Origin of the sequence: Vreelandella glaciei, from assembly GCF_013415125.1 — a bacterium.
GTDB classification, from domain to species: domain Bacteria; phylum Pseudomonadota; class Gammaproteobacteria; order Pseudomonadales; family Halomonadaceae; genus Vreelandella; species Vreelandella glaciei.
Genome location: NZ_JACCDE010000013.1, coordinates 86782 through 111051, shown reverse-complemented (window position 1 = coordinate 111051; position 24270 = coordinate 86782). Strand labels below are relative to the sequence as shown.

The window sequence follows — 24270 nt, the reverse complement described above, 5'->3', positions numbered from 1 at the left end:
TAGTCGCTATAGGTATTACGCTGCCTTTAAGATAGTCGAACAGGGAGTTCCATGCGATGAGTAACACGACCCCTACTAAAACCACGCAAGACAAGACCCCACAAGCGATGCCCACGCCCACCACCCTGCGCGTGCAGGGCATGGACTGCGGCGGCTGCGAACGTAAAGTCGAAGCGGCGTTAACGCGCTTAAACCATGTCGAAGAAGTCTCCGCGAGTTCTGTCGCCGGCTCGGTGCGATTGACCGCGCTGCCTGGGAAAACGCTGCCCCATTCCGAGATAGAGTCGACCATCACTGCATTGGGTTACCAGGTAATTGATGAGTCGGCGGACACGGCTGAAGCGACAACACATACGCCTTGGTGGAAAACGCCTAAAGGGCGTTTAGTGCTTGTGAGTGGGGTATTGCTGGCGCTTGCTTGGGCGCTTAAATTTGCCTGGCCCGCCTTGGGCACTTGGCCGTTTGTCGCCGCGACGGTGGTTGGCCTTGTGCCGATTGTTCAGCGTGCTGGGCAGGCGCTGAAGATGGGGAATCCCTTTACCATTGAAATGCTGATGAGCATCGCTGCCATTGGAGCGCTGGCGATTAACGCCGTCGCCGAAGCCGCGGTCGTGGTGTTTCTGTTTGCGGTGGGGGAGATGCTGGAAGGGGTTGCCGCCGCCCAGGCACGGCGCAGTATTTCTGTGCTTTCCAAACTGACGCCCTCTACTGCGCGATTAATGGAGCAAGGCAACATTCGTGACGTCGCTGCCGCTTCGCTTCAGCCCGGCCAGCGGGTGCAGGTACGCCCTGGTGACCGGTTACCCTGCGATGGGCTTATTATAGCGGGACGCTCCTCAATTGATGAAGCGCCAGTCAATGGTGAATCGGTGCCGAGTGAGCGTGGCGAAGGCGAGTCAGTATTTGCTGGCACCGTCAATCTGGATGGCGTGCTTGAGGTTGAGGTAACCCGCAGCGCTGGCAACAACACCATCGCCCGGGTGATTAAGCTCGTGGAGGAGGCTCAGGCGGCCAAAGCACCGGTGGCGCGTTTTATTGACCGCTTTGCGTTTTACTATATGCCTGCGGTAGTTGGGGTGGCTCTGCTGGTCGCGATCGTGCCGCCGCTGGTGTCGCCAATGCTGTGGTCGGAATCCATCTACCGCGCGCTGGCGCTGCTGTTGATTGCCTGCCCCTGTGCATTGGTGATCTCGACCCCCGCGGCCATTGCAGCAGGCTTGTCGGTGGGTGCTCGTCACGGCCTGTTGATGAAAGGCGGCGCGGTGTTAGAGCAGTTAGGCAAGCTTAAGCGAGTCGCGCTGGATAAAACCGGTACGCTAACCGCTGGCACGCCCACGGTGACAGATGTTGAGAGCTTTGAAGCTGACGGCAGTGTTGATAAAAACAGGCGGGATGAAATAGTGCGCCTCGCCGCTGCGCTGGAGCAGGGTTCGAGCCACCCCCTCGCCGTGGCGATTAGTGATTATTTTCACTGGCAGCAGGATGCTCCGCTGCCTACTGTGCAAGGTGCCCATGCGCTAGCAGGGCATGGCGTTGTTGGGCGGGTGGATGGACGTGAATTAATGCTGGTAAGTCCGCGCTACTTGCAACGTTTCAACCGGCCCACCAGTGACGGCGATAAGCGCATTGCCGCGCTGGAAGCGCAGGGCAAAAGCGTGGCCGTCTTGATAGAAACAGAGGTAGAAAGTGAGCGCCCGTTAGGGCTGATTGCCTTGCGTGATGAGCCCCGTGAAGATGCTCGCGAAGGAATCCAAGCGCTTGAGCGCCTAGGCGTACAGGCCGTAATGCTAAGTGGAGACAACGCCCGTACCGTGGCCGCCATTGGTGAGCAGTTGGGCATCGAAGCCGAAGGCGAGCTGATGCCCGAAGATAAAGCCCGGCGTGTGCGCCAATGGCAGGCACAAGGGCTTGGGCCGATAGGTAAAGTGGGCGATGGTATTAACGACGCACCGGCGCTCGCGGCAGCAGAAGTAGGCATCGCAATGGGCAGCGGTACCGATGTGGCGCTTGAAACCGCCGACGCCGCTTTGCTTAAAAACCGCGTAGTGGGCATTGCCGAAATGATAGCGCTTTCCCGGGCCACCATGCGCAATGTCAAAACCAATGTGGCCTTGGCGCTCGGCTTTAAAGCGCTGTTTCTGGTCTCTACGGTGCTGGGTATTACCGGCATGTGGGTAGCCGTGATGGCGGACACTGGGGCGACCGTGCTGGTCACCCTCAATGCGTTGCACTTATTGCGCTACCGCTTTAATGACCTGGACTAAATAACGACCGTGTTAGGGCTGGGCTCAAGCGAGCCCGGCTGTTTAGCTTTGTATCTGCTAGCGCTGTTGGTACTAGCTCTGTACGTATTCAACCAGTGCCTGGGCGAAGGAGTCGGTAGTGCCAGTGCCCCCCATATCAGGAGTGACCATGTCGCGACGGGTTTCCAGCACGGTACGGATACCCTGGCGGATAGCGGTGCCTTTTTCGTTCATGCCCAGGTGATCGAGCATTTGCGCGGCGGCCAGCAGCAGGGCACAGGGATTAGCAATGTTTTTGCCTTCGATATCCGGTGCGGAGCCGTGCACGGCCTCAAAAATTGCCGCTTTTTCGCCGATGTTTGCCCCAGGCGCCAGGCCCAAACCACCGACTAAGCCTGCACATAGGTCAGAAAGAATATCGCCAAACAGGTTGGTAGTGACCACTACATCGAACTGATGCGGGTTCATCACCAGCTGCATGCAGGCGTTATCGACGATCATCTCCTGGAATTCAATCTCTGGATACTCTTTGGCTATTTCGCGTGCCACGTCCAAGAACAGCCCAGAGCTGGTTTTGATGATGTTGGCTTTATGTACCGCGGTGACTTTTTTGCGGCCGTTGTTTTTGGCCAGTTCAAAGGCGTAGCGCACAATACGTTCAGAGCCCTTGCGGGTGACTTTAATCACCGAAATGCCGGTATTGCCATCGTCGATCATTTCCTGACCGTCGGAAAGGTAGGCGCCTTCGGTGTTTTCGCGCACGGTGATCATGTCGATGTCGTCATAACGCGATTTAGTGCCGGGGAAGCTAATCGCCGGACGCACGTTGGCGTAAAGATCAAAGTGACGGCGCAGCTGTACGTTGATTGAGGAGAAGCCCTTGCCAATCGGCGTCGTCAGCGGGCCTTTAAGGGCAATGCCGTATTTTTCGATGGCATCCAGCGATTCCTGGGGAATCAGCGTGCCGTGCTTTTCAAGCGCGCCCAGGCCGGCGTCAATATGTTGGTAGGTCAAGCCGCAATCTAACGCGTCGAGTACTCGTAGCGTGGCCTGCATAATTTCGGGGCCGATACCGTCGCCTTTGATGACTGCAATAGATTGGCTCATGTGCTGCTCCTCTTTAATCGGCAGGCTTATTCGGTAAAGAATGGCGTGCCGCTTCAACGTGAAAAGTTGGGAATTGACATCTCTTTTGGTGGCGCAATGGTACGCCAAATTGAACCTAGAGGGCACCCTGCAAAGGGTGTAGGACGGGTGCAGTCAGCAATAATTGCTGCTAGAATGCGGCGGCTTATTACAACGCGATTAACATTGCGTTCTTCTGACAGCAAGGCATAACGGTAATGACCCTCTCAAATTCAACACAAGCACTATCCACTTCAGGGCTGATGACTCCGCCCTAGGTTTTCCCCTCCCCAAGCGATACGTCTAGACACGTTAATTGCGTTGTCATGGCGTTACGGCATGCTATTGCCATTCTTCCGCCGATTGGCGGGCCGAACCTTAGATTGCTCCAGCACTGGCTCATTAGTCTGATACCGCGCGTCTTGCGTGCGCCACTGTGTCGCGTCGAGGGTTTGTAATATTTTAACCTCCAGCCATGGACTCCCTGAATGTCTCTCTATAGTAAGCAAGAGTGGTTTTCCAATATTAAAGGCGACACGCTCTCGGGAATCGTGGTCGCCCTCGCGCTGATTCCCGAGGCGATTGCCTTTTCAATCATCGCAGGCGTTGACCCCAAAGTTGGTCTTTATGCCTCATTCTGTATCGCAGTGATTATTGCCTTCACCGGTGGTCGCCCCGGCATGATTTCAGCGGCAACCGGCGCTATGGCGTTACTGATGGTGACGCTGGTGCGCGAACATGGGCTTGAATATCTACTGGCGGCAACGCTGCTTACCGGTGTCCTGCAGATTATAGCCGGTTACCTGAAACTCGCGGATTTGATGCGCTTCGTGTCACGCTCCGTGGTTACGGGATTCGTTAATGCGCTGGCGATTTTGATTTTCATGGCACAGCTACCGGAGTTGACCGATGTGACTTGGCATGTGTATGCCATGACGATGGCCGGATTAGGCATTATCTACCTGTTCCCCTATTTACCTGTCATCGGAAAGTCCATTCCCTCACCGCTGGTCTGTATTGTGGTGCTTACCGCGGTCTATATGATCAGTGGGATGGATATCCGCAGTGTCGGCGATATGGGTGAACTGCCCGATACGCTGCCTGTTTTTCTGTGGCCCAGTGTGCCGATGAACCTGGAAACATTATGGATCATTTTACCTTACGCGTTGATGCTGACTGTGGTGGGCCTGCTTGAGTCGATGATGACCGCCACCATTGTCGATGACCTGACCGATACGCCGAGTAATAAAAATCGCGAATGTAAGGGGCAGGGGATTGCCAATATTGGCTCTGGCCTACTGGGCGGCATGGCGGGCTGCGCCATGATCGGCCAATCGGTGATTAACATAAAATCCGGTGGGCGCACGCGCCTCTCTTCACTCATCGCCGGTGTGGTGCTGCTGATGATGGTGGTCTTCCTGTCGGATTGGGTATCGCAGATACCCATGGCGGCGCTGGTGGCGGTAATGATCATGGTGTCGATTGGTACCTTTAGCTGGGAGTCGATCCGCGACCTGAAAAAACACCCCCTCAGCACCAATATCGTCATGCTGGCTACTGTGGCGGTGACGGTCAGCACACACAACTTGGCCATCGGCGTGTTTGTCGGTGTGCTGCTGGCGGCGCTGTTCTTCGCTAACAAAGTGGGGAACATTCTCTACATCGGTTCACGAGAGATCGAAGCTGGCAAAGAGCGTGAATATCAAGTAGTCGGCCAAGTGTTCTTCGCCTCTTCTGAGCGTTTCACGGCCGCTTTCGATCTCAAGGAAAGTATCGAGAAAGTGACGATTGATCTTTCCCGAGCACACTTCTGGGATGTGACTGCCGTACAGGCGCTGGATCGGATCGTGATTAAATTCCGCCGTGAAGGCACTGAAGTAGAGCTTGTTGGTTTGAGCGAAGCCAGCGCGACGGTGGTGGATCGTTATGCGGTTCATAACGACCCCGAAGCGGTTGAAAAGTTGATGGGCGGCCACTAACCAACGCAAGGAGCGCAACATGACAGATCAAGTATTAGCCGCTATTGATGGCTCCCAGTTTTCTGAAGGTGTTTGTGATTACGCCGCCTGGGCAAGCTTGGCCATGGATGCACCGTTGACCTTTGTGCATGTGGTCGACAACCATTCGGACGTACCCGAAGAGCAGAACCTTTCCGGCAACCTGCGCTTCGGTGCCCGCGAACGGCTGATGAAAGAGCTTTCCGAGCTTGATGAGCAGCGCGCGAAGATAAACCGCGAGCAAGGCAAGCTGATGCTGGAAGCCGCCAAAGAGCGCGCAATAGAGGATGGGGTCAGCGACCCCATCACGCGCCAACGTAATGGCACCCTGGTGGAAAGCCTGTTAGAGCTTGAGAAAGACATACGTTTGCTGGTGGTGGGCAAGCGCGGTGAAACCGCCCACCAAGCCAGTGGCCATCTTGGCTCTAACCTTGAGCGGGTGGTGCGTGAATTGCACCGCCCGATCCTGATGGTGCCGAAAACCTTCAAGCGGCCTGAAAAAATATTGATGGCCTTTGACGGCAGCAAAACCGCCCGAAAAGGCGTCGAGATGCTGGCCCGTTCACCACTTTTTGCAGGCACCGAGTGCCATGTGCTGATCGTGGGGGCAGAAACGGCTGAACGCCGCTCCGAGCTTGAGTGGGCGTTAAGCACGTTGCGTGAAGCGGGTCACCAAGCCGAAGGCGCTATTCGTGCTGGCGAGGTAGACGAAGCCCTGCAAGCCTACGAAAAAGAGCACAGCATTGACCTGCTGGTAATGGGCGCCTACGGCCACTCGCGTATTCGCCACTTGCTAGTAGGTAGCACCACAACGGCCATGCTACGAGGTAGCCGCATACCGGTACTGATTTTGCGCTAAAGCTCAATAAGCAAAAGCGCATCAACGTTTAGCTCGCATTGCGTATTTCCCCGCAGCCGGCCCTCGCTTCTTGAATGGCCGGTTTTTTTGCATTTAATTGGCGTTAAGGTAGCTTATTTAACAATGCTAATGTTGCAATGCGGTTCTATGCTGATAGTCAGGTTGTTATCTATTCACACACTGGAATAGTACGAGGAGCCTGCCTTGAATATGCCTATCTTAGAGAGAACAGTCCCTGTTGGTTTCGATGAAGCCTCTCCCTCTCATCGTTTTGTCGCTGAGTTGCTGGCCCAAGCCGATATTCAGTTGGATGGCCAACGCTCCTGGGATATACAGCTAAAAGCACCCGGCGTTATCGATAGCGCCCTTTCGCGAGGTAACCTCGGGCTTGGCGAAAGCTATATGAAAGGGGATTGGGACGCTGAGCAACTAGACGAGCTGTTTTACCGCTTAATGCGTGCCCAGCTTGGGCAGCGTATCAAGCCTACTCAGCTGGTGTATTACTCATTACGTTCGCGCCTGCTGAATCGCCAAACGGTTAAACGCGCGTGGGAAGTGGGCGAAAAGCACTACGATCTGGGTAATGACTTTTACGCTGCCATGCTCGATCAGCGCATGACATATACCTGCGGTTACTGGAAACATGCTCAAACGCTGGATGAAGCCCAGGAAGCCAAGCTCGATCTCGTTTGTCGCAAGCTTCAATTGAAACCAGGTATGCGCGTGCTGGATATCGGCTGCGGTTGGGGCAGCTTCATGGCCTACGCTGCCGAGCATTACGGCGTTGAATGCGTAGGCCTTACGATCTCGAAAGAGCAAGCCGAGTTCGGTCAGCGGCTGATCAAAAAAGGCTTGCCGGTTGAGTTTCGCTTGCAGGATTACCGTAATGAGCACGAACAGTTTGACCGCATTGTCAGCATCGGCATGTTTGAGCACGTGGGGCATAAAAACTATCGTGAATTTATGAGTGTCGTAAACCGCTGCTTAAAAGATGATGGGCTTTTTTTGCTACATACCATTGGCAAAAACCTGAGTAATACAGTCACCGACCCCTGGATTGATAAATACATTTTCCCCAATGGGGAATTGCCCACCTTGGGGCAAGTCACGGACGCTGCTGAAGCGCTTTTCGTGGTAGAGGATGTACATAACTTTGGGGCTGATTACGACCGTACACTGATGGCTTGGCATCAAAACTTTGAGGTTCATTGGCCGACGTTTAAAGCCCAGTATGGCGAGGGTTTTTATCGCATGTGGCGCTACTACTTATTATGCTGCGCCGGTGCTTTCCGTGCTCGGGAAATCCATCTCTGGCAGTTGGTGATGAGCAAGAAGGGGGTGTTGGGGGGCTATCACCGCATCAGTTAATGTATTTTCTCTGGCAATAGCTTGCTAGGCACCCAGCGTAAGAATGCCACCATGCCAAAGAGCTCTATTAGTGATTGAAACACAATCACAACTACTGCTGCCTGCCAAGCGCTGGGTAGCGTTAGAGCGATAGGCAGCATTACGAAGGAGTTGCGCGTGCCAAAGCTAAAGGCCAGGGTTCGGGCGCTAGCGGTGGGTAATGCAAACAGCTTGCCTAGCCCTTTTCCCAGCAGGGCCGCGAAGAGTAAAAAACCGATAAAGATAAAGACGACCTGAGCCAACACCTCGCTAAGCCCGAGCACAGTGTGAACCTGCGAAGCGGCAATCATAAACACCACGAGCGCCAATAGCGGCACGGGCAGCAGCCCCAGGCAGGCAACGCTGCGTTTGATGCCGCGGTGGCGTTGGGCAAGGTATTCAGTCAGCCAAGCGAGCACTAACGGCGTAACAATAAGGCCGGTCAAGGCACTCAGTAGCTCTTTAGAAAGCGTTAACTGAAACCATTCACTGCCTAAAAACAGCCAAAGATAAATCGGTAGCGCAACCATCTGCACCAGTAGCAGTAGCGGGGTGGCAGCCATCGCCCGGGCGGCATCGCCTTTGCCTAAATGCGTGAAAGTGATAAACCAATCGGTGCAGGGCACCAGCAGTACCAGCAGAACGCCTGCCAGCACCGCGGGAGAAAGCGGTAGCCACAAAACGAAAAGCGCTAAAAAGGCGGGAATGGCGATAAAGTTGCCGGTCAGTAACGCCGCCATAAAGCGCTTGTCAGTGAAGCTGCGGGCAATGTTCAGTAAGGGGATTTGGGTAAAGGTGGCATACAGCAGTATGCCTAATAGGGGCCATACTAACGGCGCTAGCCGCTCGGCAAATCCCGGTGCCCCGATGCCCAGTGCTAATCCCAAACCAATGAATAGCAGGTAGAGCCAAGACTGATGCTTTTCCATTTGATCGCGCATACTGGCTCATCCTTGGCTGACGGTTTTGCTAACGAGAAAGCGCCATACGTTCACCCACCACGGCGGCGCCCAGCCAAAGCGGCAGGCTGACCACAATATAAACCAGCGCCATTGCTGGTTTGCCCACCTGCACCAAATGCAGCGTTTCTAAGCTAAACAGCGAAAAGGTGGTAAAGCCGCCGCAAAACCCGGCGACCAGTAACGGTTGTAAGCGAGCGAGTGGGCTGTGGGGGGAGCGCGAGAAGGTGGCGGCCAACCAGCCGATTAAACAAGAACCCAGCACGTTGACGATGAGTGTTCCCCACGGGAAATAACCCCCTAATGCCGCCTGCGATAACAGCGAAACGCCGTAACGCAGCACGCTGCCCGCACCGCTGCCGATGCCTACCGCAAGATAAGCCTTCCAGGCACTCATAAGCTCGCTCCTGACAGAGAAGCGCCTGATAACAACCAGCCAAAGGTGACCATGGCTAAGCCAAGCAGCAGCGTAACCGCTACATTCACACTGGCGCGCAGCTGCTGGCCGCCTTGCCATAGCTCGATGGTCTGCAAACTAAAAGAAGAAACGGTGGTGTAGCCACCCAATAAACCGGCGACAGTGAATAGCCATACAGGTGAAGGGGCGTTGGCGATACCTAGGCTACCGAGCAGCCACCCTGCTAAAAACGCGCCGCTGGCATTAACCGCTAGGGTTCCCCAGGGAAAGGCCTTACCGAGATAGCGGGCCAGTAAATTGGAAACCGCAAACCGCCCCATGCCACCCAGCGCGCCGCCGAGTGCGACTAATAGGACGTTTGTTAAGCCATAACCCATGCTTTTCCCCCTTAGGCGCTAAACAAATAGGCTGCTAAGTTTAGCATGTGCTTTTTATAGCGTCCGAAGCACGTAAGAACGTTTTAGGGTGTCGCACGTCAATCAGTTCGTGTAGAAAAGAACGAGAATATAACAACAATGTTGATGCACCCGCTCAAGGAGAAGTACCCCATGTCAGATCGCGTGTTGGCCGCTATCGATAGTTCGCAGTTTTCAGAAGGTGTGTGTGATTATGCGGCTTGGGCCGCCAAAGCCCTGGATGCGCCGCTTAGTTTTATCCACACCGTCGATAATCACGCTCAGGTCACCGAGCCCGATTTAACCGGTAACCTAGGATTCGGTACCCGAGAGCACCTGCTGGAAAAACTGTCAGGCATTGAAGAGCAGCATGCCAAAGTCTCCCGCGAGCGTGGCCGCCTGCTGCTAGATGCGGCCAAAGAGCGTGCAGTTAGCGCCGGTATTGCCGAGCCGCAGTGCTTGCAGCGCAACGGCACGCTGGTGGAAACCCTGGTCGAGAACGAAAAAGAGGTGCGTTTGTTGGTGGTTGGCAAACGAGGTGAAACCGCTCACCAGGCCAGCGGTCATCTAGGTTCAAATCTTGAACGGGTGGTGCGAGAAATGCACCGGCCAATCCTCATGGTGCCGAAGCAGTTTACTCAGCCGCACAAGGTGATGATGGCATTCGATGGCAGTAAAACGGCCCGTAAAGGCGTGGAGATGCTCGCTAAAAGCCCACTGTTTGAGGGGGCCACCTGCCACGTGGTGATTGTGGGCGCTGAAACCGCAGAAAATCGTTCACAGTTAAACTGGGCGCTGGAAACCTTACGTGAGGCAGGCCATACCGCTGAAGGGGCCATTCGAGCGGGCGAAGTAGAAGAAACGTTACGCACTTATAAACAAGAGAATGGCATTGATATGTTGGTGATGGGCGCCTACGGCCGCTCGCGGATTCGTCACCTGTTGGTCGGCAGTACTACCACCACGATGTTGCGCAAAGCGCAGCTGCCGGTGCTGATTTTGCGCTAATCCACGTGAGAAATGCCGAAAGTAGAGCAGGGTGTGCAATATTTGTCTTCGACATCCTTGCTGGCGATGTAGATGAATCCCTGCTTAAGACAGGCTACATCGCCAGTTGAGGTTTAGGTGGCAGCGCTGGTTACAGCGTCAGCTCTGCTTCTTTGGAAGATGATCCCTTTGCCACTGTTTGAGCGGCGAAATTGATACCCGCGATGATCGCCTTAAGCGATGCACTGACCGTATCGCTATCCTCGGCTACCGCGCAGAGCCGCTGACCATCGATATTGAGCTGTACAAAGGCAATGGCATTGGCCTCGCTGCTGGCACCGAGGGAGTGCTCGCTGTAATCGATAATGCCTACGCTACTACCGGAGTGGCGCTGCCACGCATCGGTAAATGCGGACATCGCGCCATTACCCTTGCCTGAAAGACGTAGCGTTTCGTCACCTTGTTGCAGCGTGAGCTCAATACCTTCCTGCTGGCCTTTGGAAAGCCGGTAGTCGACTAGCGAGAGCGGCGCTTCCTGGGTGAAGTGGTCGAACATCACTTGGCGAATCATTTTGCTGGAGAGTTCGCTGGCGCGTTTTTCGCTCTCTTGCTGCACGTAAGGCGCCAATGCCAGCATCATCCAGCGCGGCAGGTTAATGCCGTAATCCCGCTCAAGCAGGAAAGCCATGCCGCCCTTGCCGGACTGGCTGTTGACGCGAATCACCGCCTGATAGTCGCGGCCGATATCGTGGGGGTCGATGGGCAGATAAGCCACTTGCCACGGCTCGTCGGTTTTTTGATGTTTGAGGGATTTACGAATCGCATCCTGGTGGCTACCCGAGAAGGCGGTGTAAACCATCTCGCCCACCCAGGGGTGACGGGGATGAATTGCAATGCCGGTACACTCGTTAACTACTTGAATGATTTCGTCAGGATTGGATAGATCCAGTTCAGGATCAATGCCCTGGCTGTAGAGATTCATCGCCAGGGTGACGATATCCATATTGCCCGTGCGCTCGCCATTACCCAGCAGGGTGCCTTCTACCCGCTCGGCACCCGCCAGCAGAGCGAGTTCGGCAGAGGCCACCGCGCCACCGCGGTCATTGTGGGTGTGCACCGAGATAATCACGCTGTCGCGGCGGTTGATGTGCTGGCAGAAGTACTCAATCTGGTCGGCATGATGGTGCGGGCCGGCCACTTCCACCGTGGTAGGCAGATTGAGAATACATTTATTGTCTGGCGTTGGCTGCCAGACATCCATCACCGCTTCGCAGATCTCCAGCGAGAAATCGATCTCGGTACTGGAAAAACTTTCCGGGGTGTATTCGAAACACCACTCAATTTCGGGATATTGGTCGGCGTAGGTTTTGACCCAGGTGGCGCCCTGTACCGCGATATCCACAATACCGGCGCGGTCCATCTCAAAGACCCGCTCGCGCTGAACCGTTGAGGTGGAGTTATACAGGTGAACAATGGCGCGCTTGGCGCCTACCAGGGAGGCAAAGGTCTTCTCGATCAGGTGTTCGCGACACTGCACCAGCACCGCAATCGTGACGTCATCAGGAATTTGCTCCTCTTCGATCAGCCAGCGCACGAAGTCGTAATCGGGCTGGCTGGCCGAAGGAAAGCCCACCATGACTTCTTTAATGCCTACTTTAACGATCTGATGCCAGAAACGCTGTTTTTGCTCAACGGTCATCGGCTCTAGTAGCGCCTGGTTACCGTCGCGTAGGTCCTCACTCACCCAAATCGGGGCGTGTTCAAGGTCACGATCCGGCCATTGGCGGTTGAAAGCAGGTACACGGGGTGCAGGGCGATACTTGCGATGATCGAAAGCGGACATGGTGGATTTCCTAAGCGTAGCTGGTTGATTGAATCGGCTGCTTGTGGCGACCGCACTACTTCGTTGGCTGCTTTTGACAGCCTATCCAGTGTATGCGGTTTGCCGCGCTAGGTTCTTGCGAAAATAGGTCCGAAAGGCGCATAATTAGCATAAAATATCGCTATTATTTAATTTTATGGTAGGAGCTGCTATTTATGTCCGTGTCGCCACTGGTGTTGGATCGTTTTGATCGTCATATACTGGATATCGTGCAGCAGGAAGGACGGATCAGTAATCAGGAGTTAGCTGACCGTATCGGGCTTTCTCCTTCGCCTTGTTTGCGTCGGGTGAGAGCCTTGGAGGAGCATGGCTTGATTCTGCACTACCGTGCAGAAGTCGATTCCCGTCAACTCGGCTATCAACTGATGGCGCTACTGCATATTTCCATGGATCAGCATACGCCGGAACGCTTTGATAATTTCGAGCGCCATATACGGGAAATACCCAATGTCATCGAGTGTTTGATCATCACTGGCCAAGCGGCGGATTTTCAACTCAAAATTCTGGTGCGTGATATGGATGACTACCAGCACCTGCTCCTGCACGTGATCAACCGGATTGAGGGGGTGACGGGGGCGCACACGAGCTTTGTCCTGCGCCGTGTCTTTGAACATCGTCCGGTGCCCACTGATCGGATGTGATGATCTAAATACCTTTGGCATCGTCAACGTTAAGCCAGCGGTTTAGACTGCTTTTTTAAAATTATTAGGAGTTTTTGACCATGAAGATTCAGCGCCACGATACAAAATCCCGTATGAGCCGTGCGGTTATTCATCAGGGTGTGGCTTATCTATGTGGCCAAGTCGCTGGCCCAGAGGCCCGTAATGGCGATATTGCCGCTCAAACGGAAAGCATGCTGGCACGGGTGGATGCGCTACTGAAAGAGATAGGTTCAAGCCGTGAACAGTTGCTTAGCGCGACGGTTTATCTAAAAGACGGCAGCGACGTTGCTGCCATGAACGAAGTATGGGACGCCTGGGTGCCGGAAGGCTACGCCCCGGCGCGCACCTGCGTATGCGCACCGCTGCCAGCCGATGAACTGAAAGTGGAAATTACCGTCACTGCCGCCGTCAGTGAGTAAACACTCACCATTCACTTGCCAGGCTTTTCCACCGGAAAGCGGGTGTCGCGTAGGCTGTCTTTGATTTTCTTGAGATGGGGTAAGAAGTCTTCACCACGCCTCAGGGTCACCCCGGTGGCTAGCGCATCAATCAGCGTCAATTGGATCACCCGCGAGGTCATCGGCATGTAGTGGTCGGTGTCTTCGGGCGTTGCCACTTCAAGCGTGGCAGTACACTCATGTGCTAACGGCGAATTGGGCGCGGTAATGCCCAGCACCACGGCTCCGGCATCTCTCGCCAGGCGGGCAATATCCACCAGTTCCCGGGTACGGCCGGTGTACGAAATAATCACTACCACATCACCGGTATGGCAGGCGGCGGCAACCATGCGCTGCATCAGCACATCGATGTAGGCCATCACCGGCAGGTTGAAGCGGAAGAACTTGTGTTGGGCATCCTGGGCCACCGCACCGGATGCGCCCAAGCCAAAAATATGGATCTGTTTTGCCTGGGTGAGGTAGTCGACCATGCGCTCGATGGCAGCCATATCGATTTCTCGCTGAGCCTCATCAAGTGCAGCAATAGTGGCGCCAAAGATTTTTTGGGTGTACTGGGTGGTGGTGTCGCCAGGCTCCACGGCGCGGGTAACATAGGGCGTGCCACCCGCCAGGCTTTGGGCTAGCTTTATCTTGAAATCGGGATAGCCTTTGGCACCGAAGTTGCGACAAAAACGATTAACTGTGGGCTCACTAACGCTGGCTGCTTGAGCCAGACTGGCAATGCTAAGACTCGTGGCGACCGTGGGGTCTTCAAGAATTACATTGGCGACTTTACGCTCCGAGCGGTTGAGTTCTTCTAAACGTTCGCGTAAGCGGTCAAGTAAGTCATGAGCCATTAATGGCCTCCCTAGGAGAAGTAGAAAGAAGCGGCTGCCATTCGCTGCACCAGGTCACAAAGGCCTCAGCAGGCAACGGGCGAGCGTAAAAGTAACCTTGTGCAGCCTCACAGCCAATTGAGCTTAAATACGCCGCTTGGGCGGAATTTTCGATGCCTTCTGCCACCACATCGCAGCCTACACTATGCGCAAGCTGGGCTATCGTTTGCGCCAGTTGGCGATCAATGGCGCTGGTTTCCAGATCCATCACAAAGGCGCGATCGATTTTGAGTGTCGAGAAGGGCAGCGTTTTAATATACGCCAGTGACGATTGGCCCGTACCAAAATCATCAATAGCGACAGCGATATTCATTTGGGCCAGTTGTGCGAGCTGTTGGCGAGCGTGGTCCATATCGCTCATCAACCCGGATTCTGTCACTTCCAGGGCAAAGAAGCGTTGGGGAATCTGCTGCTCTTCAAGCCGCGCCAGTAGCTGTTGGGCAAAGTCTTTACGCGTTAGCTGGCGGGCGGCCACGTTGACGGCAATATGGAAGTCATCATTGAGCAGCCCTTGCGCCCGCCAAAGGTTGATGTAGCGCATCGCCTCATTGAGCACCCAGTCACCGATGGCAAGAATATCACCGCTGGCTTCTGCCAGTGGAATAAACTCACCAGGGGAGATAAGCCCGAACTCCGGGTGCTGCCAACGCAGCAGCGCTTCCGCGCCTAGAATCTTGTGGTCAGCCAGCGATAGCTTGGGCTGGAAAGCGAGCGACATTTCACCTCGCTCGGTGGCGCCGCGTATCGCCTGTTGAATATGTAGCCGATGGCGCTGCTTCTCCTCAATCGCTGGCGTATAACATTGGACGCGTAGCGACCCTTGGGGCGGCAACGCTAAGGCAGCCATATGCACCAAGCGCTCAGTCTCAAAATGGCCCGTTTCACCGCTAATCCCGATACGTGCGCTAAGGGGAAGCAGCAGCTCATCCAACGCCTGATCTTGCTCAAAGCAGTGCAACAGCTGTTCAGCCAGTTGCGTCAGCTTGGCTGAATCTGCCGTTGGTGTGATAACCAGGAGTTCGCTGCCGCCCCATAAGCCGAGCAGGCAATCAGCGCTAAGCTGTTGTCGCAGCTGCTGGCTAATGTGACGCAGCAATTGGTCGGCGACCTGATAGCCGTGCAGGCGCACCACATCATCTAATTTATCGAGCGCAATAAACAATAGCCCTGTGCCGGAGGCTTGAAGGGCCGCCGCTTGCAATGCCTGGCTTAATCCGCGGCGATTAGGTAATTGGGTAATCGAGTCAGTGCGCGACTGGCTATCAAGCTCTTGGGTGCGTTTAGCGACCGTCAGTTCTAACGTATCGGCCTGCTTATCGCGTATTTGATAGCGGTGCTCAATATTCAACGTATTGCGTATACGCTGCAGGACTTCATCCTGCTTAAAGGGTTTGGTGATAAAATCACGAACGCCCAAAGCGAGAGCGCGTTGACGGGTGGCATCATCGATTTGCGCGGTGAGCACAATGATCGGAGGCATCTGCTCTTCAAAGTGGGCACTCAACTGCTCGATAACCGCGTAGCCATCTAAATGGGGCATACGGATATCCAGCAGTAGCAGGTCAGGCATCTGCAACTGACAGTGGCCAAGCACTTCCCGTGGATCATTAATACCATGAACATTCTCGAAGCCATACTCGTCGAGTAGGTCGAGCAATAATTCGATATTAACCGTGTTGTCATCGATAACTAGCAGATGTTTTTCGGTAAGGCTCATGGCACCTTCCTTAACACAGCCGGTAAAAACTGGCGAAGTGTACGGCTAAGCTTCTCGATATCGATGGGTTTCGTCAGGTAATCAGCAAACCCGGCGGCTAAACCATAGCGAAGATCGCGATCCATAGCGTTGGCCGATAGGGCAATCACATTAATATGCTGAAGTGCGGGTGTTTTCTGCATCTCCGCTAACGCTTGATAGCCATTCATACCGGGTAAATGAATATCCATTAACACTAAATCAGGCGGCGAGTGACTCATGATTTCAAGCCCTAGTTCTGCACTGGACACCGTCTGAAGGTCAATATTGGGATAGTCTTCTATAATGTCATCCATCAACCGTTGGTTAGTTGGATTGTCCTCAATATAAAGCAGCTGGAAGATGTGCTCAGTCTCGTTGGCGGTCTCTGCGACTTCGCTAGGCAGCATGTTTTCTTGCGGTAGGCTCTGTTCGTTAATGGGTAACGTAAACCAGAAGGTGGATCCTTCTCCTGGCGCGCTTTCCACACCGATACGTCCTTGCATCCGCCCAATGAGTTCGCGGGTGATGGCTAAGCCGATACCCGTACCTTCCGTTGTGCTCTGCTCGGCATCGAGGCGATTAAACGGTTCAAATAGCTCATGTAGGCGCTCGGCAGCAATCCCTTTTCCCAAATCGGTAACGCTAATACATAGCTCATCGCTCTCTTGCGTTACTGCGATTTCGATAGTGCCGTAATGACTATTATATTTAATCGCATTGGAGAGCAGGTTAAGCAGCACTTGTTTGGTGCGGGTGTAATCCGCGCTGACTTGCCAGTGGGGAGGGTGGGGTGTGCGAAGTAATGTAATACCCGCCGCTTCAATATTGGCCTCAAGCGTACTGCAAGCATCGTCAATCACGTTGGCCACTACGATCGCCTCAATGGACAGCGTCAGATGACCTGCTTCTATTTTGGCGAGATCGAGTACCTCATTAATTAAACTCAGTAAATGAAGCCCGCTTTTCTCAATTTGTGTTACTTGGCGCTGCTGCTTTTCAGTCAGTGGGTCGCGTCGTCCTTTGGCTAGCAACTGAGAAAACCCAATGATGGCATTGAGCGGTGTGCGCAACTCATGGCTCATCGAGGAGAGAAATTCGCTTTTAGCCTGATTGGCTATTTCCGCTTGATCTCTGGCGTTAGCCAAGTCTTTGGTGACCTCTTCGCGCTCTGCCATTTGGCTGTAAAGGTTGATCAGCAGAGCACAGGTATCGGTAAACGGCTGCAGCCAATCCAGCAGTGCCTGATTGAGCGGCTGTTTACTATTGGCGATGGCAAACATGCCGATCAGTCGCTCGCCGCTGAATATGGGTACACCCAGGTAATTATGCAGCGGTGGGTGTCCCGGGGGGAAACCGCCGCGTTTGACGTGACTATAAACGTCATCGGTCATAATCACTTCGCCAAACGCAAACACGCGGCCAAGCAGCGATTTGGGGTTGGTGAGGGTCATATCGCCGCTACGCAGTCGCTCCATCAGGTGGCGGGACTCTTCACTCCAGGACAGGTCGGTAATCGCATGGATTTTAAGCGCATTGGTGGTCGTGGTGGGCATTACTTCACCGATCAGCGCGTAGTCACTGTCGGTAAGGTCGCGAAGCGCCTCCATTAAGAAGGTCCATAGGCGTTTTCCCGACATTAATGCTTGATAGTCGGTAACGCCCTGGTGGAGCACTTTGAGCAAGTTCTGCTCTTTACGCATCCTGCGGTTGGCGTTGTAAACATCGGTTAAATCGGTGAGTACGCCTAAAAACTCGACCACTTTTCCGTGATCATCGTGGATGGCATTAATCGCGAGATGAACCGGTATGTAACCCCCCTCTTTATGTAACGCCTCTACTTCACGGCCACGCCCAATGACTTTGGGCTCATGACCGGCAATATAGCGGGCGATAAACGAATCGTGCTGTGAGCTAATGTCTGGGGGAGTGAGTACAGCGACATTTTTCCCGAGTAGCTCGCTCTCTTCATAACCGAGAAGGTTCAGTGCGAAGGGGTTGATGCCAATAATCAGGCCCGCGTGATCAATACGTATCTTGGCGGTGGCGCTTTTGTTGAACAGCGCCTCAAAACGGCGCGCGGTATGGGTAAGGTCCACCTGCAGCTTATGCTGGTGCAGTAGCTCTTCTACTTGACCGGCCAAGCTACCGAGTAACATTAAGTCACGCTCGCTGAAGACGCGAGGCTGGCGATCAATGATGCACAGTGTGCCTACCGGCATGCCATTTAATGGCCGTAGTGGGTAACCTGCGTAAAAACGGATATGTGGCAGGTCGCCGACCAGTGGATTATCTCTAAAACGCTCGTCGTGAAGCGTATCTTCGATCACCAGTGGCGCATCAAGCGCAATGGCATGGGCGCAGAAAGAGACTTCACGGCTGGTTTCACAGGTATCAAGTCCCTGATGCGATTTAAACCATTGGCGCTCTTGATCGACTAATGAAACCAGCGCAATAGGCACATCAAACAAGTCACGGGCCAATTGCGTCATACGCTCAAAAGCCGTATCGAGAGGGGTATCGAGTACCTGTAAAGCATGCAAGGCCGCCAAACGCTGTGTTTCGTTATCAGGTGTTTCTGTGGCTTGCATGACCATTCCAAAGTTGAGAATTAAAAAAACATACCATAAGGGTTTTATGCCAATGTATAACTAAATATCGGACATTAACCCGTAAGCTTTAACCAAGCCCAATCAGTTTCATTAGCCAGCGCCGGTAAGGCGGATAAAGCATGTGGCTAAGTGTTCGTTTTGGTTGATAAAAAATACTACGTAAATGACTAAATCGCTCAAAGCCGTGGCGGCCGTGATAGGCGCCCATGCCACTTTCACCTACACCACCAAAAGGTAAAGACGGCACTGCGTGATGCAACAGCGTCGTATTAAACACCAGTGCCCCAGAACGAGTGGTTTCCAGCAGCTGTTGCTGTAAACCTTTATCGTGAGTAAACGCGTAAAGGGCTAATGGGTGGGGGCGGGCGTTCACAACGTTGATAGCTGCCGATATATCACTGACGCCAATCACCGGTAGGCAGCGGTTAAACGTTTCTTCACGCATCACCTGAAGGCCTTGATGGGGGTCGATAATCAGTGCAGGCGCATGCGGTCCGTGATCAATGATTCTACAGCCATGATCGTGGGCTTCTTGTAGCATGGCCTCTTGCCGCTGTTGATGAGCTGCATCAATGGGAGACGTGGCTGCGTGGTCGTCGGGCCGCTGCTGCTGAATGGCATGGCTTAGCGCCTTAACCAAGCCGGTAATATGGCGGCTCTCTACCAGCACATAGTCTGGGGCAATACAGGTTTGCCCGCCGTTCATGCCTTTGCCGAAAATAATCGCTGCGGCCGCTTGATCCAGGTCGGCATCGCCCGCCACGATAGCAGGCGATTTGCCGCCCAGTTCCAGCGTAGTTGGGGTTAAATTCGCCGCCGCCGCTTGGGCGACCTGCCGTCCCTCTGCGGTAGAGCCAGTGAATATCAAGTGATCAAATGGTAAGCCACTAAAGCGACGCGCGACCTGCTCATCGCCCTCCACCACGTTGAACTCTTCAGGGGTAAAGTATTGCGGCACTAATCGCTTCAGTAGAGCGCTGGTAGCGGGGGAGTGCTGGCTAGGTTTGAGCAACACCCTATTGCCCGCTGCAAAGGCGTCGACCACCGGCATTAACGACAAACACCATGGGTAGTTCCAGGGAGATATCACGCCGACAACGCCCAGTGGCTGAGGTGCAATGCGAGCCCGTGCCGGCAGCAGCCGCCACGGCATACTAACCGCCCAAGGGCGCATCCAGCGCCATAGATTGAGCCTTGCGTGACGAATGGCATAAAGTATCGCGCTGATCTCGGCTAAGCGTATTTCCACGTCGCTGCGCTGACCAAAATCGGTTTGAATCGCACGAATAATCTCTAGCTGGTGATGCTTGGTCATGCGCGCAAGGCGGGCCAGTCGTTCACGCCGCACCGTTAGCGTCGGGTAGGGCATTTGATCGGCAGCATGACGCTGCGTTTGAAAGTCACCCGTTAGGTCGCGCTTCATGGCCTCTCCTTGTACGCCGCTATCGGCGCGAGTGATAAGCGTGGGTATCAATGTCGGTATCAAAGGTTGGTATAAACGGCTGACGACAATGATTAATGTAAACGGTTAATGCGGTCAGTTAGTGTAAAGTGGTACTGACAATTTATATTGCGTTAGCCCCACACTCCCTGGAAGGTGCTATGCCGTTAGATCCACTGTCGCTCACTATTCTACCCACCATTGGGGCCGTCGCGGCAAGCCAGTGGGATGCCCTCGTCGATAATGATCAGCCCTTTTTACGCCATGCTTTTTTACACGCTCTTGAAGCCAGTGGCTCGGTTAGCGTGGCTACCGGCTGGGAGCCTTGTCATCTGAGTGTATGGCAAGGCGAGCAGCTAGTCGCGGCGATGCCTATGTACCGCAAGCATCACTCCTACGGTGAGTATGTGTTTGATTGGGGCTGGGCGGAAGCGATAGAACACGCCGGTGGTCGTTATTACCCTAAAGCGCTTAGCGCGGTGCCGTTCACGCCGGTACCCGGCGTGCGCACGCTGATTGCTGAACATGCCGATGCCACGGCAGTGCGAGCGTTTCTTGCCGAGGCATGGCGTGAACAGTGCGCAAGCCAAGCCCTTTCAAGTTGGCATTTGCTGTTTGCCAATGAAGCAGATGTCACCGCTTGGCAGGCACAGTGCCCCGAGCTTATCACCCGTGAAGGCGTCCAGTTTCAGTGGCGTGATCGTGGCTTTGGCGACTTTGATGGCTTCTTGGCCAGCCTGACCTCAAAGCGACGCAAAATGATCAAGCGCGAGCGGCGCTTAGTCGCTGAGCAAGGCTTAACGGTATCACGCCTGGAAGGCGAAGCGATTACCCCCGTCGATATGGCGCATTTCTATCGCTGCTATGCGATTACCTATCATGAGCGTGGCCGTCCGCCTTATTTAAACCATGGTTTTTTTGAACAACTACGCCAAACCATGCCGGACGCGCTAGTGCTGGTACAGGCCCATAGTGAAGGTCGCCCGGTAGCAGCTGCGCTCTATTTTCGTGGCAGTAGCACATTATATGGCCGCTATTGGGGAAGCGAGGTAGTCGCTGATTGCCTCCACTTTGAGGCGTGCTACTACCAGGGGATTGAATACTGTTTGCAGCATGGCTTAACACTGTTTGACCCAGGCACCCAGGGTGAGCACAAGCTGGTGCGTGGTTTTGCCCCTCAACGGGTGCGCTCGCTGCATTATATTCGCCATCCGGGCCTTGCCGCCGGTGTCGCTCAGTTTTGCCAGGAAGAGGGCGAGCATGTCAGCGCGTATCGCGAAGCGGCCCAGCAAGCGCTGCCATTTAAGCAGTGATTTGAACCATCATTTACGTCGTCATTTAAGCCGACACTAAAACCGATATTAAAACTGTTATTAAAACCGACATTAAAGCAAGGCGCGGCTCGCTGGTGTTGCCCCTTAATGGCATAATGCGCGCCGATAAGCGCTCTTTAGCGGATCAGCCCAGAGGTTGATTCAGCCAGTGCTTTTAATAAACCCAGCCGATATACCAAGGGAGAGCAATGATGCGCAAATGGCTAGTGATAACATTGCTCGCGGTGGTGGCACTGCTTCAATACGAATTGTGGCTAGGTAACGGCGGCTGGAGCGATTTACAGCGTGTGGAGCAACGTGTGGCGGTGCAAGAAGCGGCCAATGTACCCATGCGCGAGCGCAATGCGCGGCTGGCGGCCGAAGTGACAGATTTAAAAAACGGTTTAGACGCCATAGAAGAACGGGCGCGTAGCGATATGGGCATGGTGCGTACCGATGAACAATTCTTCTGGGTACCTGGTGTGGCAATTGAGAATGAGCTGATCGGTATCAATGCCGGGTTAGTCGCTCCCCAGGAGCCGCCGCAGTGAGCCAAACCTGGCTAATCGTTCCTGCGGCGGGCCAAGGTCGCCGCATGGGGGCAGACAAGCCTAAACAGTATTTAACCTTGGCCGATGAACAACCGGTATTGGCGCATACCTTGGCGCGGCTGCATCACGCCTTTCCCCACGCCCGCTTGGTACTCTGTTTAGATGCTGATGACCGCTGGTTTTCACCGGGCTGGGTACCTTTCGCGGACTGGCAGCGAGTACCGGGAGGCAACGAGCGAATGGACAGCGTGTTAAATGCGCTGCACGCCATGGCGGCCGAAGATGACGATGTGGTGATGGTGCATGATGTGGCGCGTCCCTGTATTACCGTGAACGACTTGCAGGCGCTCTATCAAGCCGCTTTGACACACCCCGCTGGCGCGCTCTTGGCGATGCCGGTAGCCGATACCATGAAGCGTGCTGATAACCAGTGCCTGAGTTCGCGAACCGAACCCCGGGATGGCTTATGGCATGCGCTAACGCCACAAGGCTTTCGCTACGCGCTGCTGCGGCGAGCGCTGGAAACCGCCCGCCAGCAGCAAACACTGGTAACCGATGAAGCCTCGGCAGTCGAAGCCCTGGGCGAATGGCCACAATTAGTAAGCGGGCGGCGCGATAATCTGAAAATTACCCACCCAGACGACTTAGCGCTGGCAGCTGCGATTATGGCGGCGCAAGCCGCTAACCTGCCTGACAGGCTTTAATCCTTAGGAGCTTAGTAATGCGTATTGGCCACGGATTCGATGTCCACCGTTTCGGCCCCGGCGATCACCTGATGATCGGTGGCGTTAAGCTACCGTTTGACCATGGCTTCGTGGCTCACTCCGACGGCGATGTGTTGCTGCACGCGGTGAGCGATGCGCTGTTAGGTGCCTGTGCGCTGGGCGATATTGGCCGTCATTTTCCCGATACCGACCCAACGTGGGCGGGGGCTGATAGCCGCGAATTGTTGCGCCATGTGGTCGCTCTTGTTCAGGGCCAGGGCTATGGCGTGGTCAATCTGGACGCCACGCTAATGGCGCAAGCGCCTAAAATGGCGCCTCATATTGATGCAATGCGGGCCATCATTGCCGCTGACTTAGGCGTCGCGCTTAGCCACGTTAACGTTAAAGCCACCACTACCGAGCGGCTGGGCTTTACCGGGCGCGGTGAGGGTATTGCTGCTGAGGCAGTGGTGCTGCTAGACCGTGCAGAGGCGCTTAATGATTAATATGCCTATATGGCAGCGCAGCTTAGACCCTCTGTTCGGCCCGCCTAAAGCCGGTCATTACCGTGCTCAGCCGGAAGACTTCTGGGTTGACGAGCAGCTTGATTTTACTCCCGAGGCGCACGGGGAGCACCTGTGGTTGCGGGTTGAAAAACGCAACCAATCCACGTTAGAAGTGGCTAAGTTATTAAGTCGGCTTTGTGACGTAACGCCCCGTGATATTGGTTACTCCGGGATGAAGGATCGCATTGCCGTGACCCGCCAGTGGCTGAGCGTGCATCTGCCAGGGCGCGATGCGCCGCTTGACTTAGAGCAGTCGCTTAATGCCCAGGGCATCACGGTGGTTGAGCAGGCGCGCCACCCGCGTAAGCTTAAGCGCGGGGTTCACCGCACTAATCGATTTGTCTTACGCCTGAGCGGTGAGGCCATAGCAAGCGACGACTTTATCAGCCGCTGGGAAGCGCTTTGCCAGTCCGGTGTGCCCAACTATTTCGGCCCCCAGCGCTTTGGTCACGAAGGGCATAATCTACAGCGCGCAGAAGCACTACTTAACAGAGGTTGGCGTAAACGGGACGACCGTCAAGGTATGATGCTTTCTACCGCACGCAGCTTTTTGTTTAACGAACTGCTTAGCACTCGCATTGCGGATGGCACTTGGACGCAACCCCTGGCGGGCGACACCTTAATGCTGGACGGCACGCAAAGCGTGTTTCATATCGACGCCACCGATGCGACGCTTCAGGCCCGCGCCATGGCGCTGGATGTGCATCCAACGGGTGTGCTCTGGGGCGTTGGCGAACCCGGTCAGGGTGACGCGGCTAGCTATGAAGCGTATTTGCAGCAGCAGTATCCCGGCTTGTGTAGTGGCCTGGAGCGCAGCGGGGTTAAGCAGGCACGCCGTGCGCTGCGGATGCGGCTACTGGAACCACAGCTTGATTGGGAAGCAGGCGCCGTACGGCTTTCGTTTGCGTTGTCTCGCGGTAGCTTTGCTACCGCTGTGCTTGGTGAGCTGATAGAAATAAGTGGATAGCGGTGAGCTACGTCAGTCGTCAGAACGGTTATAAGTCGTCAGAATAGCTATAAGGCGTTAAAAAGTTTACTAAAAGTGATGGATAGGAGTTGTCACCTTTCGCGTTTATGCTTTGTGCTTATGACGCTGACGCTA

General features: G+C 54.5%; 21 protein-coding genes. 12 read left to right on the top strand and 9 right to left on the bottom strand.

Annotated elements, in window-relative coordinates; genetic code table 11:
• The first annotated feature begins 56 nt into the window (after positions 1-56).
• On the top strand, positions 57-2264 hold the full coding sequence (locus HZS80_RS10590; RefSeq protein ID WP_179916054.1) for a heavy metal translocating P-type ATPase: 2208 nt from the start codon (positions 57-59) through the stop codon (positions 2262-2264).
• A 72-nt stretch (positions 2265-2336) separates the two neighbouring features.
• On the opposite strand, the gene HZS80_RS10585 is transcribed toward HZS80_RS10590, so the two are convergent.
• Positions 2337-3350, bottom strand: coding sequence for an isocitrate dehydrogenase (locus HZS80_RS10585; RefSeq protein ID WP_035559019.1), 1014 nt, complete (start codon positions 3348-3350; stop codon positions 2337-2339).
• Positions 3351-3856: 506 nt separating this feature from the next.
• On the opposite strand from HZS80_RS10585, the gene HZS80_RS10580 reads away from it, so the two are divergent.
• From HZS80_RS10580 to cfa, 3 genes are all read left to right on the top strand, one after another.
• The gene (locus tag HZS80_RS10580; RefSeq protein WP_035559016.1) at positions 3857-5347 is read left to right on the top strand and encodes a SulP family inorganic anion transporter; all 1491 of its coding nucleotides are present in this window, start codon (positions 3857-3859) and stop codon (positions 5345-5347) included.
• A 19-nt stretch (positions 5348-5366) separates the two neighbouring features.
• On the top strand, positions 5367-6224 hold the full coding sequence (locus HZS80_RS10575; protein ID WP_179916053.1) for a universal stress protein: 858 nt from the start codon (positions 5367-5369) through the stop codon (positions 6222-6224).
• A gap of 204 nt (positions 6225-6428) precedes the next feature.
• Entirely contained in the window at positions 6429-7592 is a 1164-nt protein-coding gene (cfa, locus tag HZS80_RS10570; protein ID WP_374730579.1) for a cyclopropane fatty acyl phospholipid synthase, read from the top strand.
• Here cfa and HZS80_RS10565 read toward each other — a convergent pair.
• The 3 genes from HZS80_RS10565 to crcB (HZS80_RS10555) are packed head-to-tail and all read right to left on the bottom strand — an operon-like array spanning position 7589 to position 9364.
• On the bottom strand, positions 7589-8551 hold the full coding sequence (locus tag HZS80_RS10565) for an arsenic resistance protein (protein WP_179916052.1): 963 nt from the start codon (positions 8549-8551) through the stop codon (positions 7589-7591). The two genes, cfa and HZS80_RS10565, sit on opposite strands and share 4 nt — an antisense overlap.
• A 28-nt stretch (positions 8552-8579) precedes the next feature.
• Positions 8580-8966 (bottom strand): fluoride efflux transporter CrcB, encoded by a 387-nt coding sequence (gene crcB, locus HZS80_RS10560; RefSeq protein ID WP_179916051.1) that lies wholly within the window; start codon positions 8964-8966, stop codon positions 8580-8582.
• Positions 8963-9364 carry a fluoride efflux transporter CrcB gene (crcB, locus tag HZS80_RS10555; RefSeq protein ID WP_035559003.1) on the bottom strand — a complete coding sequence of 134 codons (402 nt, stop codon included), beginning with the start codon at positions 9362-9364 and terminating at the stop codon, positions 8963-8965. Before crcB (HZS80_RS10555) ends, crcB (HZS80_RS10560) begins: the two co-directional genes overlap by 4 nt.
• A gap of 171 nt (positions 9365-9535) precedes the next feature.
• Here crcB (HZS80_RS10555) and HZS80_RS10550 point away from each other — a divergent pair, with 171 nt between their 5' ends.
• Positions 9536-10390 carry a universal stress protein gene (locus HZS80_RS10550; RefSeq protein WP_179916050.1) on the top strand — a complete coding sequence of 285 codons (855 nt, stop codon included), beginning with the start codon at positions 9536-9538 and terminating at the stop codon, positions 10388-10390.
• Between the two features lie 130 nt (positions 10391-10520).
• Here HZS80_RS10550 and HZS80_RS10545 read toward each other — a convergent pair whose 3' ends face one another.
• Positions 10521-12212 (bottom strand): 2-isopropylmalate synthase, encoded by a 1692-nt coding sequence (locus HZS80_RS10545; protein ID WP_179916049.1) that lies wholly within the window; start codon positions 12210-12212, stop codon positions 10521-10523.
• Between the two features lie 194 nt (positions 12213-12406).
• On the opposite strand from HZS80_RS10545, the gene HZS80_RS10540 reads away from it, so the two are divergent.
• On the top strand, positions 12407-12892 hold the full coding sequence (locus HZS80_RS10540; protein ID WP_035558994.1) for an Lrp/AsnC family transcriptional regulator: 486 nt from the start codon (positions 12407-12409) through the stop codon (positions 12890-12892).
• 80 nt (positions 12893-12972) lie between these two features.
• Positions 12973-13332 (top strand): RidA family protein, encoded by a 360-nt coding sequence (locus tag HZS80_RS10535; protein ID WP_035558991.1) that lies wholly within the window; start codon positions 12973-12975, stop codon positions 13330-13332.
• Between the two features lie 11 nt (positions 13333-13343).
• Here HZS80_RS10535 and HZS80_RS10530 read toward each other — a convergent pair whose 3' ends face one another.
• From HZS80_RS10530 to HZS80_RS10515, 4 genes are all read right to left on the bottom strand, one after another.
• The gene (locus HZS80_RS10530; RefSeq protein WP_035558987.1) at positions 13344-14207 is read right to left on the bottom strand and encodes a MurR/RpiR family transcriptional regulator; all 864 of its coding nucleotides are present in this window, start codon (positions 14205-14207) and stop codon (positions 13344-13346) included.
• The gene (locus tag HZS80_RS10525) at positions 14197-15963 is read right to left on the bottom strand and encodes a two-component system response regulator (protein WP_179916048.1); all 1767 of its coding nucleotides are present in this window, start codon (positions 15961-15963) and stop codon (positions 14197-14199) included. Before HZS80_RS10525 ends, HZS80_RS10530 begins: the two co-directional genes overlap by 11 nt.
• Positions 15960-18572, bottom strand: coding sequence for an ATP-binding protein (locus HZS80_RS10520; RefSeq protein WP_179916047.1), 2613 nt, complete (start codon positions 18570-18572; stop codon positions 15960-15962). The genes HZS80_RS10525 and HZS80_RS10520 overlap by 4 nt, the downstream gene beginning before the upstream one ends.
• A gap of 88 nt (positions 18573-18660) precedes the next feature.
• Positions 18661-20016, bottom strand: a complete 1356-nt coding sequence (locus HZS80_RS10515; RefSeq protein WP_179916046.1) for an aldehyde dehydrogenase family protein — start codon at positions 20014-20016, stop codon at positions 18661-18663.
• A gap of 179 nt (positions 20017-20195) precedes the next feature.
• On the opposite strand from HZS80_RS10515, the gene HZS80_RS10510 reads away from it, so the two are divergent.
• The 5 genes from HZS80_RS10510 to truD all read left to right on the top strand — a co-directional run bounded on the left by HZS80_RS10510 (position 20196) and on the right by truD (position 24135).
• Positions 20196-21347, top strand: a complete 1152-nt coding sequence (locus tag HZS80_RS10510; RefSeq protein WP_035558973.1) for a GNAT family N-acetyltransferase — start codon at positions 20196-20198, stop codon at positions 21345-21347.
• Between the two features lie 212 nt (positions 21348-21559).
• Positions 21560-21898 (top strand): cell division protein FtsB, encoded by a 339-nt coding sequence (gene ftsB / locus HZS80_RS10505; RefSeq protein WP_035558971.1) that lies wholly within the window; start codon positions 21560-21562, stop codon positions 21896-21898.
• Complete coding sequence (gene ispD / locus HZS80_RS10500; protein ID WP_035558967.1) at positions 21895-22602, top strand: 2-C-methyl-D-erythritol 4-phosphate cytidylyltransferase; 708 nt, start codon at positions 21895-21897, stop codon at positions 22600-22602. Before ftsB ends, ispD begins: the two co-directional genes overlap by 4 nt.
• Before the next feature lie 17 nt (positions 22603-22619).
• Positions 22620-23108, top strand: a complete 489-nt coding sequence (gene ispF, locus HZS80_RS10495; protein ID WP_035558964.1) for a 2-C-methyl-D-erythritol 2,4-cyclodiphosphate synthase — start codon at positions 22620-22622, stop codon at positions 23106-23108.
• Positions 23101-24135: a tRNA pseudouridine(13) synthase TruD gene (gene truD / locus HZS80_RS10490; protein ID WP_035558961.1), complete on the top strand. Its 1035-nt coding sequence runs from the start codon at positions 23101-23103 to the stop codon at positions 24133-24135. The genes ispF and truD overlap by 8 nt, the downstream gene beginning before the upstream one ends.
• Positions 24136-24270: the final 135 nt, after the last annotated feature.